The organism is Fibrobacter sp. (assembly GCF_017545445.1).
Classification (GTDB): Bacteria; Fibrobacterota; Fibrobacteria; order Fibrobacterales; family Fibrobacteraceae; genus Fibrobacter.
Window position 1 is genome coordinate 1 of the sequence record NZ_JAFWOM010000078.1, and the last position, 12,905, is coordinate 12,905.

The following is a 12,905-nucleotide window of genomic DNA, read 5'->3' on the forward strand; positions in this document are numbered from 1 at the left end:
GGAAGTAGGCGGTAGGAAGTAGACAGTAGGAAGAGAGCGTCATCCTGAACGACAGTGAAGGATCCAGTGAATTCTAGAGGTTTGTAGGCTGTAGGCAGAAAGCGTCATCCTGGAGGGAGCTTCGCGACCGATAGGATCCAAAAGACGATTCTTCCTCTTTTTTGGACTCTATCGCCTTCGGCTCCAGAGTGACAGAACTAGTATCCAGTGAAGATTTGGGGTATGGGCTATTGCTCAAAGCGAAGCGTGCTCAAAGCGAGTTTACGAGCGGCCCCATAGCTCATACCTAAATACCTCTCTAGTCTCTCGTCTGTAGCCCACGCAGTGGGCGTTCTTTCGTCTAGAATAAGCTATAGTCGCCGATTCGAATAAAGTATCTATAATCCTTGAATCGTTTCAAATCGCCGAAGGTGTCCAAATCGACAATACGGTTCACGCCCAAATAAACGGTAAACGAGCGATATTTATAACGGATTGCAGGTTCAAAGACAAATTTATCGGCACCTAGCTTCGCGGTCTTTTTATTTTCATAATCATGCACATACGCAAACGAAAGCCATGCTTCAAAGCCACGGTGTTGAATGGTTCCGTTTACACGAAGCATCGCATATCCATGCGTCGAAAGTTCAGGATCCAAATAATCCTCCAACCACGGCGTAGCCGCCACATGCATGCGGAAACGGTCTTCCATTGCAACATTGTCAAACGTTTTGGGAAACTTGAAACGGCCATCATCGCGGTACGAATCAACCCCCATTGAAGCCCCTACAGTCAATGCAGCCTTGCGAACCGGAGAAACAGAATAACGGCCATCCAACGCGAAAATTCCATAAATCGGGCCTCTCTGGTGGTATCCGCTCCCAATCAAGTTCATGCCGATACTTGCATTTGCAGCATAGCCATTCAAGGCAAACCAAGGATTTTCATCTCCATTCAACAAAGAATAACGGACGATTTGCGTCATGGGAGTCGTCTCATAATGGTCATCCGTATTTATATTTTCGTCAAAGAGGTCCGCTCTAGGAATTGCACTCGGCGACAATTCAAATTCGCGATTGCCAAATAAAAATTTGACTTCGATAGACTGCATCTTATCAAGCGCATATTTTGCAGACAAGAAAAAGTCATTCCGTTGTTCAAACTCGAAGCGATTTTCTTCTGGAACATAATCCTTCTCGAACGATTTCAAATAACGAAGTTTCATCAAATCATACCCAAAACTGAATATCCAGCGACGACTGATCAAGTTCGTAATTTCAAGACGAGGGCGGAAACCGAAAGAAGACGAGCCATAAAAACCGGCAAGTTTCAAATAAATTTCCATCTGGTTCACATAATACAGCGAGGCTTCGCCGTATGCATTCGCACCAATCACATTCGAGCCAAACCCGCCCGCAGCAACATCAACCGTCGGATGCACACCCACACCAATAAGCAAATCGCCATCGGGCTGCATGTTAAAAGAAACCGTATCGTACGGAGCTTTAGCCGTAATCGAATAAGCAAAATGCGACGGAGCGGCAAAGCCCGAATCTTCCCGATTCCAATACGAAGCCACGGCAGCATGATGTTCAGCAGAAACGCTATCGAAAACAGGATTAAAAGTCAGCCAAGGTTTTGACTTTTGCTTTTCAGAGTAGTCTGTACGACGTTCTAGCAGCGGAACTATTTTACGCAAGCTTTGCTCCACGGCAGAAAATCCCGCCTGAATAGCAGCATTGCGAGACGAATCGCGGAGGGAATGCGTCCTGATAAACACTCCCGCGACATCGCCAAGACTTGACAAAACCTTATTCTTGATTGTACGGATTTCGGCGCTCCCTTCCGCCACATAGCGAACAGGATCTGCGACAACAATCAACGGATTTTCGTTTACATCATTCGAATCCCTAGACTGCGGCAACGCCAAGTACGGACAAAGTTCTCCGGACATTTCATTTCCCGGAAGCGGAAGCGATGCTATAATATCCGCATATGTCGGATTGACATTGACGCTATCGCAAGTGACAAGCGTAAAAGGAATCTGATAGGCCCCCCGCTCACGGTAAAGGGATTCTTCGAACCGAAGACGCGAAAGCGAACGTTCTATGGACAACGTATCAGGAACAATCGCATGCATGCTGCGATAAACGTTCCCTGCCGTATCTGCATAAAACGAGAACCTCTGGCGAAACGACGGAATACCGTTCACAGAAATCGGTAAAGCAAACGCATCGTGTTCCGTTTTTGCATGAATCGAATTGGTCCCCACAAAATCAATAATTGCAGGGTCCATCATCAGCCGCTGGATATCGTCAATAGACACGCCAAGCGCCCACAAAGCCCCCATCCAAGCGCCCCACGACGTCGCCACAATAGAATCGACAGGAACCTTGTATTCTTCCAATGCATACAACGCTCCCAAATGGAACCACGGAGAACGTTCTCCACCACCAAGGTAAAGCACGGATTTGACGTTCTTTTTCTGTACGGAATCCGGTTCCAGCTGCATCGCCCCCAAAAGGGACTCATCAACGGACAATGCCGCCCGCACAGGCGCCACATACAAGGAGGCCGATACCGCCACCGTCAAAAGAAACGTTCTTTTAAGCCAGCCGAGCGGGATTGGAAACATACCTACCAGCCTCTTCGGCAGTCACATAGCCAGCACGAACAAGTTCTGCAATACTGTTATCCATCAACAGCATGCCTTCCGAAGCAGAAGCGGCCATAATGGACGGAAGCTTGAAATGATCGCCACTACGAATATGAGCAGCCACATTTTGCGAATTATAAAGGATTTCCCAAGCCGGAACGGCACCGCCGCCTTCTGTAGCCGCAGGCAGCAACCTCTGGACAACCACCGCCTTGAGAGCCGCAGCAAGCATCGTCCGTGCAAGGTCGCGATTTTCCGAAGACGAAGCCGATAGAAGCGTATCAATCACACCTACCGCATTACCTGCCGTCACGTTCACGACGACCAAAGCGCCCGCTTCGGCGGCTCGCAATAAAGGAATCAATGTAGAAGGGTCAAAACCACCGACCCAGAACAAATCCGTACCACTACGAAGCCCCTGCTCCAGTTTTTCGGAAGTCGAGCCCACGGTATTGACAAGCACAAGGCTTTCCCCAGTATTCACGGGCAACTCGTGCCTAGCGTCCAAATTGCAGAATCGCAAAAGGCGAGACGAACACATCGCCGATACATAAGACGTCGCCGAGACCGTCTTTCCAGAACAGACGGGTCCCGCGAAAACGACTAGTCCGGAATTCAGCCCCAGCAAGTTATCACACGAGGGAGGCATCCCCAAAGACCCGATATCCGGACATTCCGGCATGAGCGGGCGGAAAATCGCCGCATTACCTAAAGCCTCGCGGAAGTACTTCACACGCCATTTCGTATTGAGCCACGGACCGCCGATAAACGTACCCGCTTCGCCATCGAGCGAACCCAAAAATTCAAGCAAAGAGCCGAATGGAAGCGCAGACGATTCGGGAATAGCGCAAACATGCCCCGCAAAGCGAACCGACGACGGAGCCCCTTCGGTCACAATCAAGTCACTCGCCCCGATGTTCAGAGCATATTCCAAAAGAGATTCAATTTCTGAAGCCATGACGATCCCCGCTATTTAGCCTTGCGATAAGAAGCAAAGCGCCTACTATCGTTTGCACGCTTCCACGCTTCGATACCTTCAATGTAACCCGAATCCACGCACATTTGCAAAGATTCATCCAATGTAATGCCCTGATCTTTTTGACCGGTAATCGCAGAAACAATCTGCGAAACATCGCCTTTGCGGATCATCCCTGCAATCGTAGATGTCACCTTCATCGCCTCCGTCGCAAGCACAAGGCCCTGGTTATCGACCACGGGAATCAAATGCTGCACAATAACGCCCTTGAGCTGGTCCGCAAGCGAGCACGCAAAAGCATTTCGATTATCGCTTGGCACAGACATGAGGAGACGAGACAGCAAGGCATGGATATTGGTTCCACTCGCCACGGCAAACACCAATGCACCAGCGTTCGAAGCCTGCATCAAAAGCGAAAGCTCATCCATCGTTTCCAAATGGTCAAAGAGAATCACGTCGGCACCCGTGCGAATTGCAAGTTCGATTCCTGCGATACCGGAATGGACATGCAAACCGACTTCGCGTTGGGCGATAGAGCCGTTCGGGTTCACAAGCAACCGTTCAATCGGCTTTTCGACCGTCTGGATAAACACTTGCCTATTGGCGGCAATGCACTCGGCAAAAGCAGTCATCGTCGTAGAGCGTCCACTCTCCGAAGGGCCTGCAATCAAAACAAGACCGTTATTCAGCGATGCAAACTGGTTGCAGAATTCAGGCAAGTAAAGGCTCTCCAGAGCAATAGATTCCATCGGAATAATGCGGATGGAAATGCTTGGCGTGACATCGTTCCATGTTACGGAAACGCGCGCACGGCCAACACCGGGAAGCCCTATCGTCCTACTAAAATTGCGACCGACGACCATCTTGTAACCGTCCGTAATACCGCTTGCTATTTCGGACAAGCGGTCCATCAAATGCGTCTTTTCAAGAACTTTTTCAGATGCGACAAACAGATTGCCCGACTGACGCATGACAATCTGACGACCCGCATATAAATAAATATCCGTAACGTTGAATTTGCGGGCGTAGGCGATGATTTTTGCAAGCGACATAATCGGATGCAAAACATCGGGCGCCTCAACGGCTTCACCATCACCGGTAGCGACCGCGAATTGCGACGGCAACTCGCCCTCTTCAGTTTCCTTATCATCAACTTCGCTTTCAACGGGTACCTGGACATTCGCCATGCTTGTCATTTCAAGCCCAGCGACCTTCTCCGTCACAACAACCGAGCTGGAAGCCTCACCATAAAGGCTGCTATTGCCTTCAATTCGAATCGCAGGTTCCTCTTCAGGAGGCGGAGCCGCAGGAGCTGTTTTCGCCACAGGAGCGGGAATAGGCGCAGGTTTCGCTGCCGTAGCCGAGACTGCCGGAGTCGATGCGGGTTTCGATGCAGACGATGCGCTCGTGGAGGCCGTGGAACTCGCAGGAGCACCCGCAGATGCAGAAGCTGCCGAACCACCCGCCGGCTTCGCGTTTTTCGCTTCAAGGTTCTGCACAAACGCGAGCACCTTCGCATACATGGATTCTTTCAGTATTCCCGCTTTAACGAGAACCTGCCCGATATCCATCGAATCGGTAATTTTGCCCCAATGAGCCTTGATTACATCTTCCGTCACAACTTTATTGTGAACGAGAACCTTTGCAATATACTGGTTTCTCATAAGAAATCCCTCCTACTGAACCACCAGCTTGCAACGCCCAAAAATACACCGATGTAACCCAGTGCATAAATAGAATTCCAGAACAAATACATATCTGGGAGAGCAACGCCATGGACAACATAGTTCGTCACGTTATACCGATAAAGTCCAGGAAACACAGCATGGATCACGACCGCCGCCTTTTCAAGAATTGCAGACGATGTGCTGTGCAGTTCGCCCATGCGGCTAGCAAAGCGGACCTGTTCCAAAAGCTGGTCACTCAAGTGCCCTGCAAAATAAACGCCCAGCGTAAAGAGTGCCGAAAGGATAGTGCTGCTAAAACTGCTGAACAAAAGAGCCACCGCAATGATGACCGCCATTTCGCAGAATATCAAGTAAATAGCGGTCAAAAGGCTAAGCGTCGGGCCTGAATTCGTCACCCACAAAATGCAATAGTAAATCGCCGTGAGCAAGCACAAATGAACGATGACCACCGCCAAAAGTCCAAAGTACTTGCCGACGATAAACGCCACGCGGCTAATGGGTTTCGACAAAAGCGTAAGCACCGTGCGCCGCTGGATTTCTTTTTGCACAAGGCTAATGCCCACGAAAATCGAAATCAGGAGCCCCGAAAGGCTCATCACCGAAAGCGTAGTCGATTTGATGACGTAAGACCGGTCAAACACCGACCATTCGCCAAGCACAATGCTGAAAAGCGTAAGCGCAATCGCCAAAAAGCCAATGTTATACAAAATCTTATCGCGAATGGATTCGCGGAACGTATTGAGAGCAATAATGCCGATATGATTAAGCGTCTGCACGGGCAATTTCCTCCGTCAAAATATCTTCAAGACTCGGACGCTTGTGGTCCATCTTTTCTACAGCGATTCCATTCGAAAGGCAGAAACCCAGCAAGCGATCACGAGCCGCATCGTCAGAACAGATAAATTCCTGCGGATGCCCCGTGAGAGCGACACCTTGCGGCAAGTCCGCTGCAAGAATCGCCTGACGTGTCCGCACGTGGTACTCGACTCCGCACGATTCCGTGATTTCATCGACGGTTCCTTCACGTACGATTTTTCCATCGACAATCATCGCGACTTTATGGCTGATCGATTCCACATCAGAGAGCAAGTGGCTCGAATAGAAAATCGTCACGCCGTCGCGGTTGAGCTGCTGGATAGCCTCGCGCACGTCACGGCGGCCCATCGGGTCAAGACCGCTCATCGGTTCGTCGAGAATCAAAAGTTTCGGCTTTCCAAGTATTGCCTGGGCGATGCCCACGCGCTGCATCATGCCCTTGGAGTACGAACGCAAGCGGCGGTCGATCCAGTCCTTGTTCGCATGCAAAAGTTCAAGCGCCCAGCCAATGCGGGATTCAAGTTCCACACCCTTGAGTCCTACGAGCTTGCCGTAAAAACGCAGAAGCTCACGCCCCGAAAGGTAATCGTAAAAATACGGCTGCTCCGGCGAGTAACCGATATACTCGCGACTCTTTACATCGCGCGGGCTAATCCCGTTCACGAGCACCTTGCCCGATTCGAACGTCAAAAGCCCCGTCAAGACCTTGATCGTGGTCGATTTGCCAGCCCCGTTAGGCCCAATAAAACCATACACTTGACCTGGTTCCACCTTGAAGCTCACATCCTAGAGCGCAAGCTTCGGCTTCATGGTAAAGCCGCTGCGGTAAGTCTTGTGCAAATGCTCAATTTCTATCATCAAATCACTCATACACACATCACTTTTCGTTTGAATTTTCACCTACAGATTCTACATCGGATTCGTCGCCGCTCTCGTCGTCAGAATCATCAAACCCAGCCGCCTTGTAAGATTCCTCTATTTCGCGACGGCGACGTTCTGCTTTTTCTTTCTTGTTGACAAAAAAGTAAATAACAGCACCGGCTGCATAAAATACAATCCCCGCGTAGAAAAACGGATTGATGGACATTCCTTCAAGACCGGGAAACAAATTCAAGACGATTTCGTGCCCGAAAAGCATCAAAAGTACAAGTACAATACCTAGCGCTTTGAGCACCCAAGAGACAATCACAAGTTTTTTCATCCAAAATCCTCAAAATGGTGCCGCACAACACGCACGGCACTCGCATTTTTGAAAATATATATTTATAAAAAAAAAAGACGGGCCGCCGCTAGAATATCACCCTTTTTTCGCCTCAAACGCCGCTGAATCGCATAAAAAAATGATATTTATAGAAAATTAAGGAAAAAAGTCTAAAATACAGCAAAAAACCTACCCCTCGCGAGGTAGGTTGCTTAGAGATAGTTGGCAAGAACAAGTTTAGAATTTGAGTCAACTCTTTTTCAATATTTTTCAGCCCGTTTCGACTACTTTTTTATTTTTTCTCGCGCTGTTATAAAAACTTTTTATAGCACCATTCAACTCTAATCTATCGCAATCCTATGAAAATCAAATTTTTTGATTTTTGCCCCGCGTTCCACATTGCATTTACCTATTACGCTTTTTAAATTTTGCCCGTACTTCTTCGACAGAGAAGTAAAAGAACTAAACACACTACAGAACGCTAGGTAACCGTTCAATTTTTCAAATAAACTAGACCGGCACGCCGGAAGTTTAGCCACGCAGGAATTCTCCTTCGCGGTCTATCGATTCTATTGCCTTGTGAGGTTTTATGGCTATTGATCAAGAAAATGTTTTTAGAGAGCATCCCTGTTTCGGTGCGTGTAAGAATCGTAAAGGACGCATCCATTTGCCCGTCGCTCCGGGTTGCAACATCGAGTGCCGTTTTTGCGACCGCCGCATTAACGAAGACGCACAAGTTCCGGGGAATACAAGTAAAGTCATCAAGCCCGAAGAAGCATGCGGATACATTCGCAAGGCATTGGAATTTGTGCCGGAACTTACTACGGTGGGGATTGCAGGGCCAGGCGATACGCTCGCGACGCCTTTTGCACTAGACACTTTCCGCTTGGTGAAAAAAGAATTTCCGCAGTTGATTCGTTGCATGAGTACAAATGGGCTTTTGCTAAATGACAAGGCTGATGAAGTCATTGACGTGGGCATTGATACGCTAACGGTTACAGTGAATGCCGTTGACCCTGAAATCGAGGCAATGATCAATGCGAGAATTTTTTACCACGGCAAGACCTATACAGGCGTCGAAGCCGCTGAAATCTTGATTCACAACCAGCTCGAAGGCATCCGCAAAGTTGCCAAGAGCGGAACGCTTATCAAGGTGAATACGGTTCTCTGCCCCGGTATCAATGACAAGCATATCGAAGATGTTGCCGCGACGGTGCGTGAAGCGGGCGCGATTATATACAACATCATTCCGTTGATTCCGCAGAACGGATTCAAGGATATTCCGGCCCCGAGTCCGAAGGCTCTTGCAATTGCCCAGGAACAGGCGGGCGTTTTCATCAACGTTTTCAAACATTGTGCCCATTGCCGTGCCGACGCTGTTGGCGTCCCCGGTGTTTATGATGTCGGTGCACAAATCTACATGGATCGCATCCGTGTAAAGGAGACTTTCTCTCATGGCTAAATACAAAGTAGCAGTTGCCACGAATGATGGCGTGAATGTCAATGTCCATTTTGGACATGCGGCAGCTTTTGACATTTACGAAGTCGATGATGTGAGCGGAAAATTCGAAAAGGTTGAAGTCCGCGTGAAGCCGGAGCATTGCGATGGCTCGTGCGGAGATGGAGCATGCGGGCGGCAAGAGGTAGAACATTCGTCGATGTTTGCCGCTGCAAAAAATCTTGCAGATTTGGATTATGTACTTTGTCAACAGCTAGGCCCACAGGCGATTCAATCATTGGCACGCTTTAACGTACGTGCTTTTGATATCGCGCTCCCCATCGCAGAAGCTATAGGCAAAATAAATATATACCGTAAAAAAATTGCCGAGCGCCTTTCGAAAATTAAGGGGGCGCAGAATTCTAGCGTTTAAATATTTATCATTAACGATTAGATATTTAAATTACATAATAGACTGTCATTGCGTTTACGCATGACTTGTTCGCCTTGGATATAGAAACATGCAAGCATGTTTCTGCATCACTCGGCTCTGCTGTCATTCTCGACCGAAGGGAGGGAATCCATACTGATCTAATTGCGTTTATAAACTGTATGGATTCTCCTACGGAGAATGACTAATTACAATGATATCGGAAAGCGTTTAATTACAGTCTAAAAATTTAAAAAAACAACTTGACGAAAAATAATTTTGGTTTTATATTTATACCTACTAATTCAATAGGAAATTAAATGAGTATTCAATTTGCCAGATTTTGTTGTTCGAGCGACCGATGTTGACGGGCGCTTATTGCGGTATTGAATAATTTTCTCGCCCGTGTAAGGATATCCTGCACGGGCTTTTTTATGGGCTTTTTGCCCGCAACTCAAAAATTTTTAGGAAATAAAATAATGGAAAGTTTAACGGCAAAATTGTGCGCATTCGCTCGTGCCTGGCATTCATCACAACCAAACCATACCGTTTTCAATGACTTTTTGGCGTTGGACTTTATGGGGCGAGAAGAGTACGATAAAGTCTCAAACTTTATCTTAAAACGCTTTCCGCAGGAATCGGAAAATTCGGTGGAGTTTTTCAATCGAAAATATTTCCTCCCAATTGTACTTTCGCGAAGCCGCTTTGCGGAAGACCGCGTGAAACTTCAAGCGCAATCGGGTAAAATTCAATACGTGATTTGCGGAGCGGGTGTCGATACGTTCTCATTCCGCAATAAAAATCCGAATGTCGAAGTTTTCGAATTGGATTTGTTGCCGACGCAAAGCTACAAGAAAAAACGCATTCGTGAACTCCAATGGAATGTTTCGAAGAATGTCCATTTTGTCGCGGTGGATTTCAGCAAGGATCGCATTGTAGATAAGCTTGTTGAAAATGGTTTTGACCGTAAAAAGCCTACAGTTGTCAGCATATTGGGCGTCTCATATTATTTGCCGTTGCCGGTATTTGCCGAGACGATTCGTCAGTTCTCGGAAATTGCATCGACGGGAATTTCGATTGTCTTTGATTACCTGCAAAAAGAGGCGTTTTCGGATTCTGTTTTACAGTTGAAAAAAATCGTTGCCGATTGCGGCGAGACGATGGCGGATGGCTATCGCGACCGTGAAGTCTTCGATGTACTTGAACGTAACGGTTTCAAGGTTGATGAATTTCTCGGTGAAAAAGCGTTGCAGCAGCGTTATTTTATGAAGGGCCACCTCAACGCTTTTGATTCTGTGCGATTGGTCGCAGCGGTAAGGTGATTATAGAAAATCTTTATTGCCAGCTTTAGAAAAATAGTATAAACAAATCTCTTGCCAAAGCGAATGTTTTTACCTAAATTAACCCTACGAAAACAATAGGAAATAAAAAATGAATTTTCTTTTCAATAGCTTGAATCTTGTGTGTTGTTGTCGATGTCGAACGGGCATCTAGTTTTTAGGCTATTCTTTTAAACAGATTCCCGCTCGGTTTTACGTTCCGTAGCGGGATTTTTTATTCAAACAAATTTTAAACTACAAAGGCGCTAGCTCTTAATAGCGTCATAGGAGATTTTTATCTTATGTCAAATTCCAATTATATCGAAACAAAACTCATTCACGGCGGCATTGATGGTGACAAGGTAACAGGAGCTGTAAATGTCCCTATCTATCAGACTTCCACCTACAAGCAATCCGGTCTTGGCGAAAACTCGGGCTGGGAATATTCCCGCACAGGGAACCCGACTCGTGCGGCGCTTGAATCGCTGATTGCAGAACTCGAAGGCGGCGTTGCAGGTTTTGCGTTTGCAAGCGGCATGGCCGCGACATCGACGGTTCTTTCGCTTTTTAAGCAGGGTGACCGCATCATCATTTCGAGTAACGTCTATGGCGGCACGTTCCGCGTTCTTGACAAAGTATTCAAGAATCTCGGCATTTCTTATTCCATCGAGGATACCACCAATTTAAAAACGCTCGAATCGAAAATTACGCCCGATGTGAAAGCGTTCTTTGTCGAAAGCCCGGCGAACCCGCTCCTTACGGTGACGGATTTGGCGGGGGTTGCAGCAATCGCAAAGAAGCATAATATCTTGACAATTGTCGATAACACGTTCATGACGCCTTATTTGCAGCGTCCGCTGGAACTTGGCGCCGACATCGTGGTGCACAGCGCGACAAAGTATCTTGGTGGTCATAGCGATGTAGTGGCAGGCCTTGCAGTGACCAACAACAAGAAAATTGCAGAACGCCTCGCATTCAATCAGAATGCGGTGGGAGCTGTGCTTGGACCGTTTGATTCTTTCCTCTTGATTCGTGGCATCAAGACGCTCGGCGTTCGTTTGGACCGTCATACTGAAAATGCCGAAACCATCGCACGCTATCTCGAAAAGCACGAAGCGGTAAAGCACGTTTATTATCCGGGACTCCCGACCGCACAAGGTTATGAAATCAACAAGAAGCAAGCTAAAAATGGCGGCGCGATGATTTCGTTTGAACTCCGCGAAAATTACGACATCAAGAAATTTTTCAAGGCATTGACGCTTGTGTCGCTTGCTGAAAGTTTGGGTGGTGTCGAAAGCCTTGTATGCCACCCGGCCACAATGACGCACGCATCTATTCCAAAGGATATTCGCGAAAAAGTGGGCATTACCGACGGACTGATTCGCTTGTCTGTAGGCATCGAAAAAGTGGAAGACATCATCGCAGATGTAAACAACGCCATTAACGCGGCCAAGGAGGCTTAATATGCATTACTACGAATCGATGCAATCTTTGATTGGAAAAACTCCGCTTGTTAAGCTTACTCATGTCGGAGTGCCCGAAGGTGTAAATTTGTTTGTAAAGCTTGAACTATGGAACCCATCGGGAAGCGTCAAGGACCGCGCAGGGCTTTACATGGTCGAAGACGCGTTCGCCAAAGGGACGCTCAAACCCGGTGGAACGATTATCGAAGCGACCGCAGGCAACACTGGACTTGGAATTGCATTTGCAGCACTCAACCGTGGCGTGCGTGTGATTTTCGTGGTGCCAACCAAATTCTCGCAAGAAAAGCAAACGCTTCTGCGCGCCCTTGGCGCAGAACTCATCAACACACCGCGTGAAGAAGGGATGCTTGGCGCCGAAAAGAAAGCGGAGGAGTTGCTCAAGCAGATTCCGAATTCCATATCGCTTAGGCAATTCCATAACATGGCGAATCCGCGTGCCCATTACGAAACAACGGGACCGGAAATTTATGACGATCTCGATGGTCATGTAGATTACGTTGTGGCAGGCGCAGGGAGCGGCGGCACATACAGCGGCATTCTCAAGGCTCTCAAGGACCGCAATCCGAAAATCCGGGGCATACTCGCCGACCCTGTAGGCTCTACAATGGGTGGCGGCGAACATGGCGATTACAATATCGAAGGAATCGGGAATGATTTTATCGCAGATACCATGGACATGTCGCTTGTTGATAGCGTTATCAAAATTAACGACGATGACGCCTTTGGCGGCTCCCGTGAACTTGCTCAAAAAGAGGGAATTTTTGCAGGCTCTTCGACGGGAGCAGCATTCGCGGCGGCCAAGAAGCTGATTGCTTCGGGTGCACGCGGAAACATTGTCTTTGTAGCGCCTGACCGCGGCGACCGATATTTCAGCAAGGGATTGTATGAGTAGATAAAAGTTTGTTTAACAGATAGTTC

General features: G+C 47.8%; 11 protein-coding genes. 5 read left to right on the plus strand and 6 right to left on the minus strand.

Annotated features, from left to right (window positions below):
- Positions 1-340 precede the first annotated feature (340 nt).
- From IKG78_RS08955 to IKG78_RS08980, 6 genes are all read right to left on the minus strand, one after another.
- Complete coding sequence (locus IKG78_RS08955; RefSeq protein ID WP_290942503.1) at positions 341-2,614, minus strand: patatin-like phospholipase family protein; 2,274 nt, start codon at positions 2,612-2,614, stop codon at positions 341-343.
- Positions 2,586-3,593 (minus strand): ATPase, T2SS/T4P/T4SS family, encoded by a 1,008-nt coding sequence (locus tag IKG78_RS08960; RefSeq protein WP_290942505.1) that lies wholly within the window; start codon positions 3,591-3,593, stop codon positions 2,586-2,588. Before IKG78_RS08960 ends, IKG78_RS08955 begins: the two co-directional genes overlap by 29 nt.
- 11 nt (positions 3,594-3,604) lie before the next feature.
- Positions 3,605-5,275: an ATPase, T2SS/T4P/T4SS family gene (locus tag IKG78_RS08965; RefSeq protein WP_290942507.1), complete on the minus strand. Its 1,671-nt coding sequence runs from the start codon at positions 5,273-5,275 to the stop codon at positions 3,605-3,607.
- A complete protein-coding gene (locus IKG78_RS08970) occupies positions 5,272-6,075 on the minus strand; it encodes an ABC transporter permease (protein ID WP_290942510.1) in 804 nt (267 codons plus the stop codon). Before IKG78_RS08970 ends, IKG78_RS08965 begins: the two co-directional genes overlap by 4 nt.
- Positions 6,062-6,898 carry an ABC transporter ATP-binding protein gene (locus IKG78_RS08975; protein ID WP_290942512.1) on the minus strand — a complete coding sequence of 279 codons (837 nt, stop codon included), beginning with the start codon at positions 6,896-6,898 and terminating at the stop codon, positions 6,062-6,064. Before IKG78_RS08975 ends, IKG78_RS08970 begins: the two co-directional genes overlap by 14 nt.
- Before the next feature lie 94 nt (positions 6,899-6,992).
- A complete protein-coding gene (locus tag IKG78_RS08980) occupies positions 6,993-7,316 on the minus strand; it encodes a hypothetical protein (RefSeq protein ID WP_290942514.1) in 324 nt (107 codons plus the stop codon).
- A 589-nt stretch (positions 7,317-7,905) separates the two neighbouring features.
- On the opposite strand from IKG78_RS08980, the gene IKG78_RS08985 reads away from it, so the two are divergent.
- From IKG78_RS08985 to IKG78_RS09005, 5 genes are all read left to right on the plus strand, one after another.
- Complete coding sequence (locus tag IKG78_RS08985; RefSeq protein WP_290942516.1) at positions 7,906-8,778, plus strand: radical SAM protein; 873 nt, start codon at positions 7,906-7,908, stop codon at positions 8,776-8,778.
- Positions 8,771-9,187 carry a NifB/NifX family molybdenum-iron cluster-binding protein gene (locus IKG78_RS08990; protein WP_290942518.1) on the plus strand — a complete coding sequence of 139 codons (417 nt, stop codon included), beginning with the start codon at positions 8,771-8,773 and terminating at the stop codon, positions 9,185-9,187. The genes IKG78_RS08985 and IKG78_RS08990 overlap by 8 nt, the downstream gene beginning before the upstream one ends.
- Before the next feature lie 476 nt (positions 9,188-9,663).
- On the plus strand, positions 9,664-10,506 hold the full coding sequence (locus tag IKG78_RS08995; protein ID WP_290942520.1) for an SAM-dependent methyltransferase: 843 nt from the start codon (positions 9,664-9,666) through the stop codon (positions 10,504-10,506).
- A 299-nt stretch (positions 10,507-10,805) separates the two neighbouring features.
- Positions 10,806-11,966, plus strand: a complete 1,161-nt coding sequence (locus IKG78_RS09000; protein ID WP_290942522.1) for a PLP-dependent aspartate aminotransferase family protein — start codon at positions 10,806-10,808, stop codon at positions 11,964-11,966.
- A gap of 1 nt (position 11,967) precedes the next feature.
- A complete protein-coding gene (locus IKG78_RS09005) occupies positions 11,968-12,879 on the plus strand; it encodes a cysteine synthase family protein (protein WP_290942524.1) in 912 nt (303 codons plus the stop codon).
- The last annotated feature ends 26 nt before the right edge of the window (positions 12,880-12,905 follow it).

Coding starts and splice junctions, on each gene's coding strand:
- IKG78_RS09000 (WP_290942522.1), top strand. CDS start 10,806: ATGTCAAATTCCAATTATATCGAAACAAAACTCATTCACGGCGGCATT.
- IKG78_RS08990 (WP_290942518.1), top strand. CDS start 8,771: ATGGCTAAATACAAAGTAGCAGTTGCCACGAATGATGGCGTGAATGTC.
- IKG78_RS08960 (WP_290942505.1), bottom strand. CDS start 3,593: ATGGCTTCAGAAATTGAATCTCTTTTGGAATATGCTCTGAACATCGGG.
- IKG78_RS09005 (WP_290942524.1), top strand. CDS start 11,968: ATGCATTACTACGAATCGATGCAATCTTTGATTGGAAAAACTCCGCTT.
- IKG78_RS08980 (WP_290942514.1), bottom strand. CDS start 7,316: ATGAAAAAACTTGTGATTGTCTCTTGGGTGCTCAAAGCGCTAGGTATT.
- IKG78_RS08995 (WP_290942520.1), top strand. CDS start 9,664: ATGGAAAGTTTAACGGCAAAATTGTGCGCATTCGCTCGTGCCTGGCAT.
- IKG78_RS08985 (WP_290942516.1), top strand. CDS start 7,906: ATGGCTATTGATCAAGAAAATGTTTTTAGAGAGCATCCCTGTTTCGGT.
- IKG78_RS08965 (WP_290942507.1), bottom strand. CDS start 5,275: ATGAGAAACCAGTATATTGCAAAGGTTCTCGTTCACAATAAAGTTGTG.
- IKG78_RS08955 (WP_290942503.1), bottom strand. CDS start 2,614: ATGTTTCCAATCCCGCTCGGCTGGCTTAAAAGAACGTTTCTTTTGACG.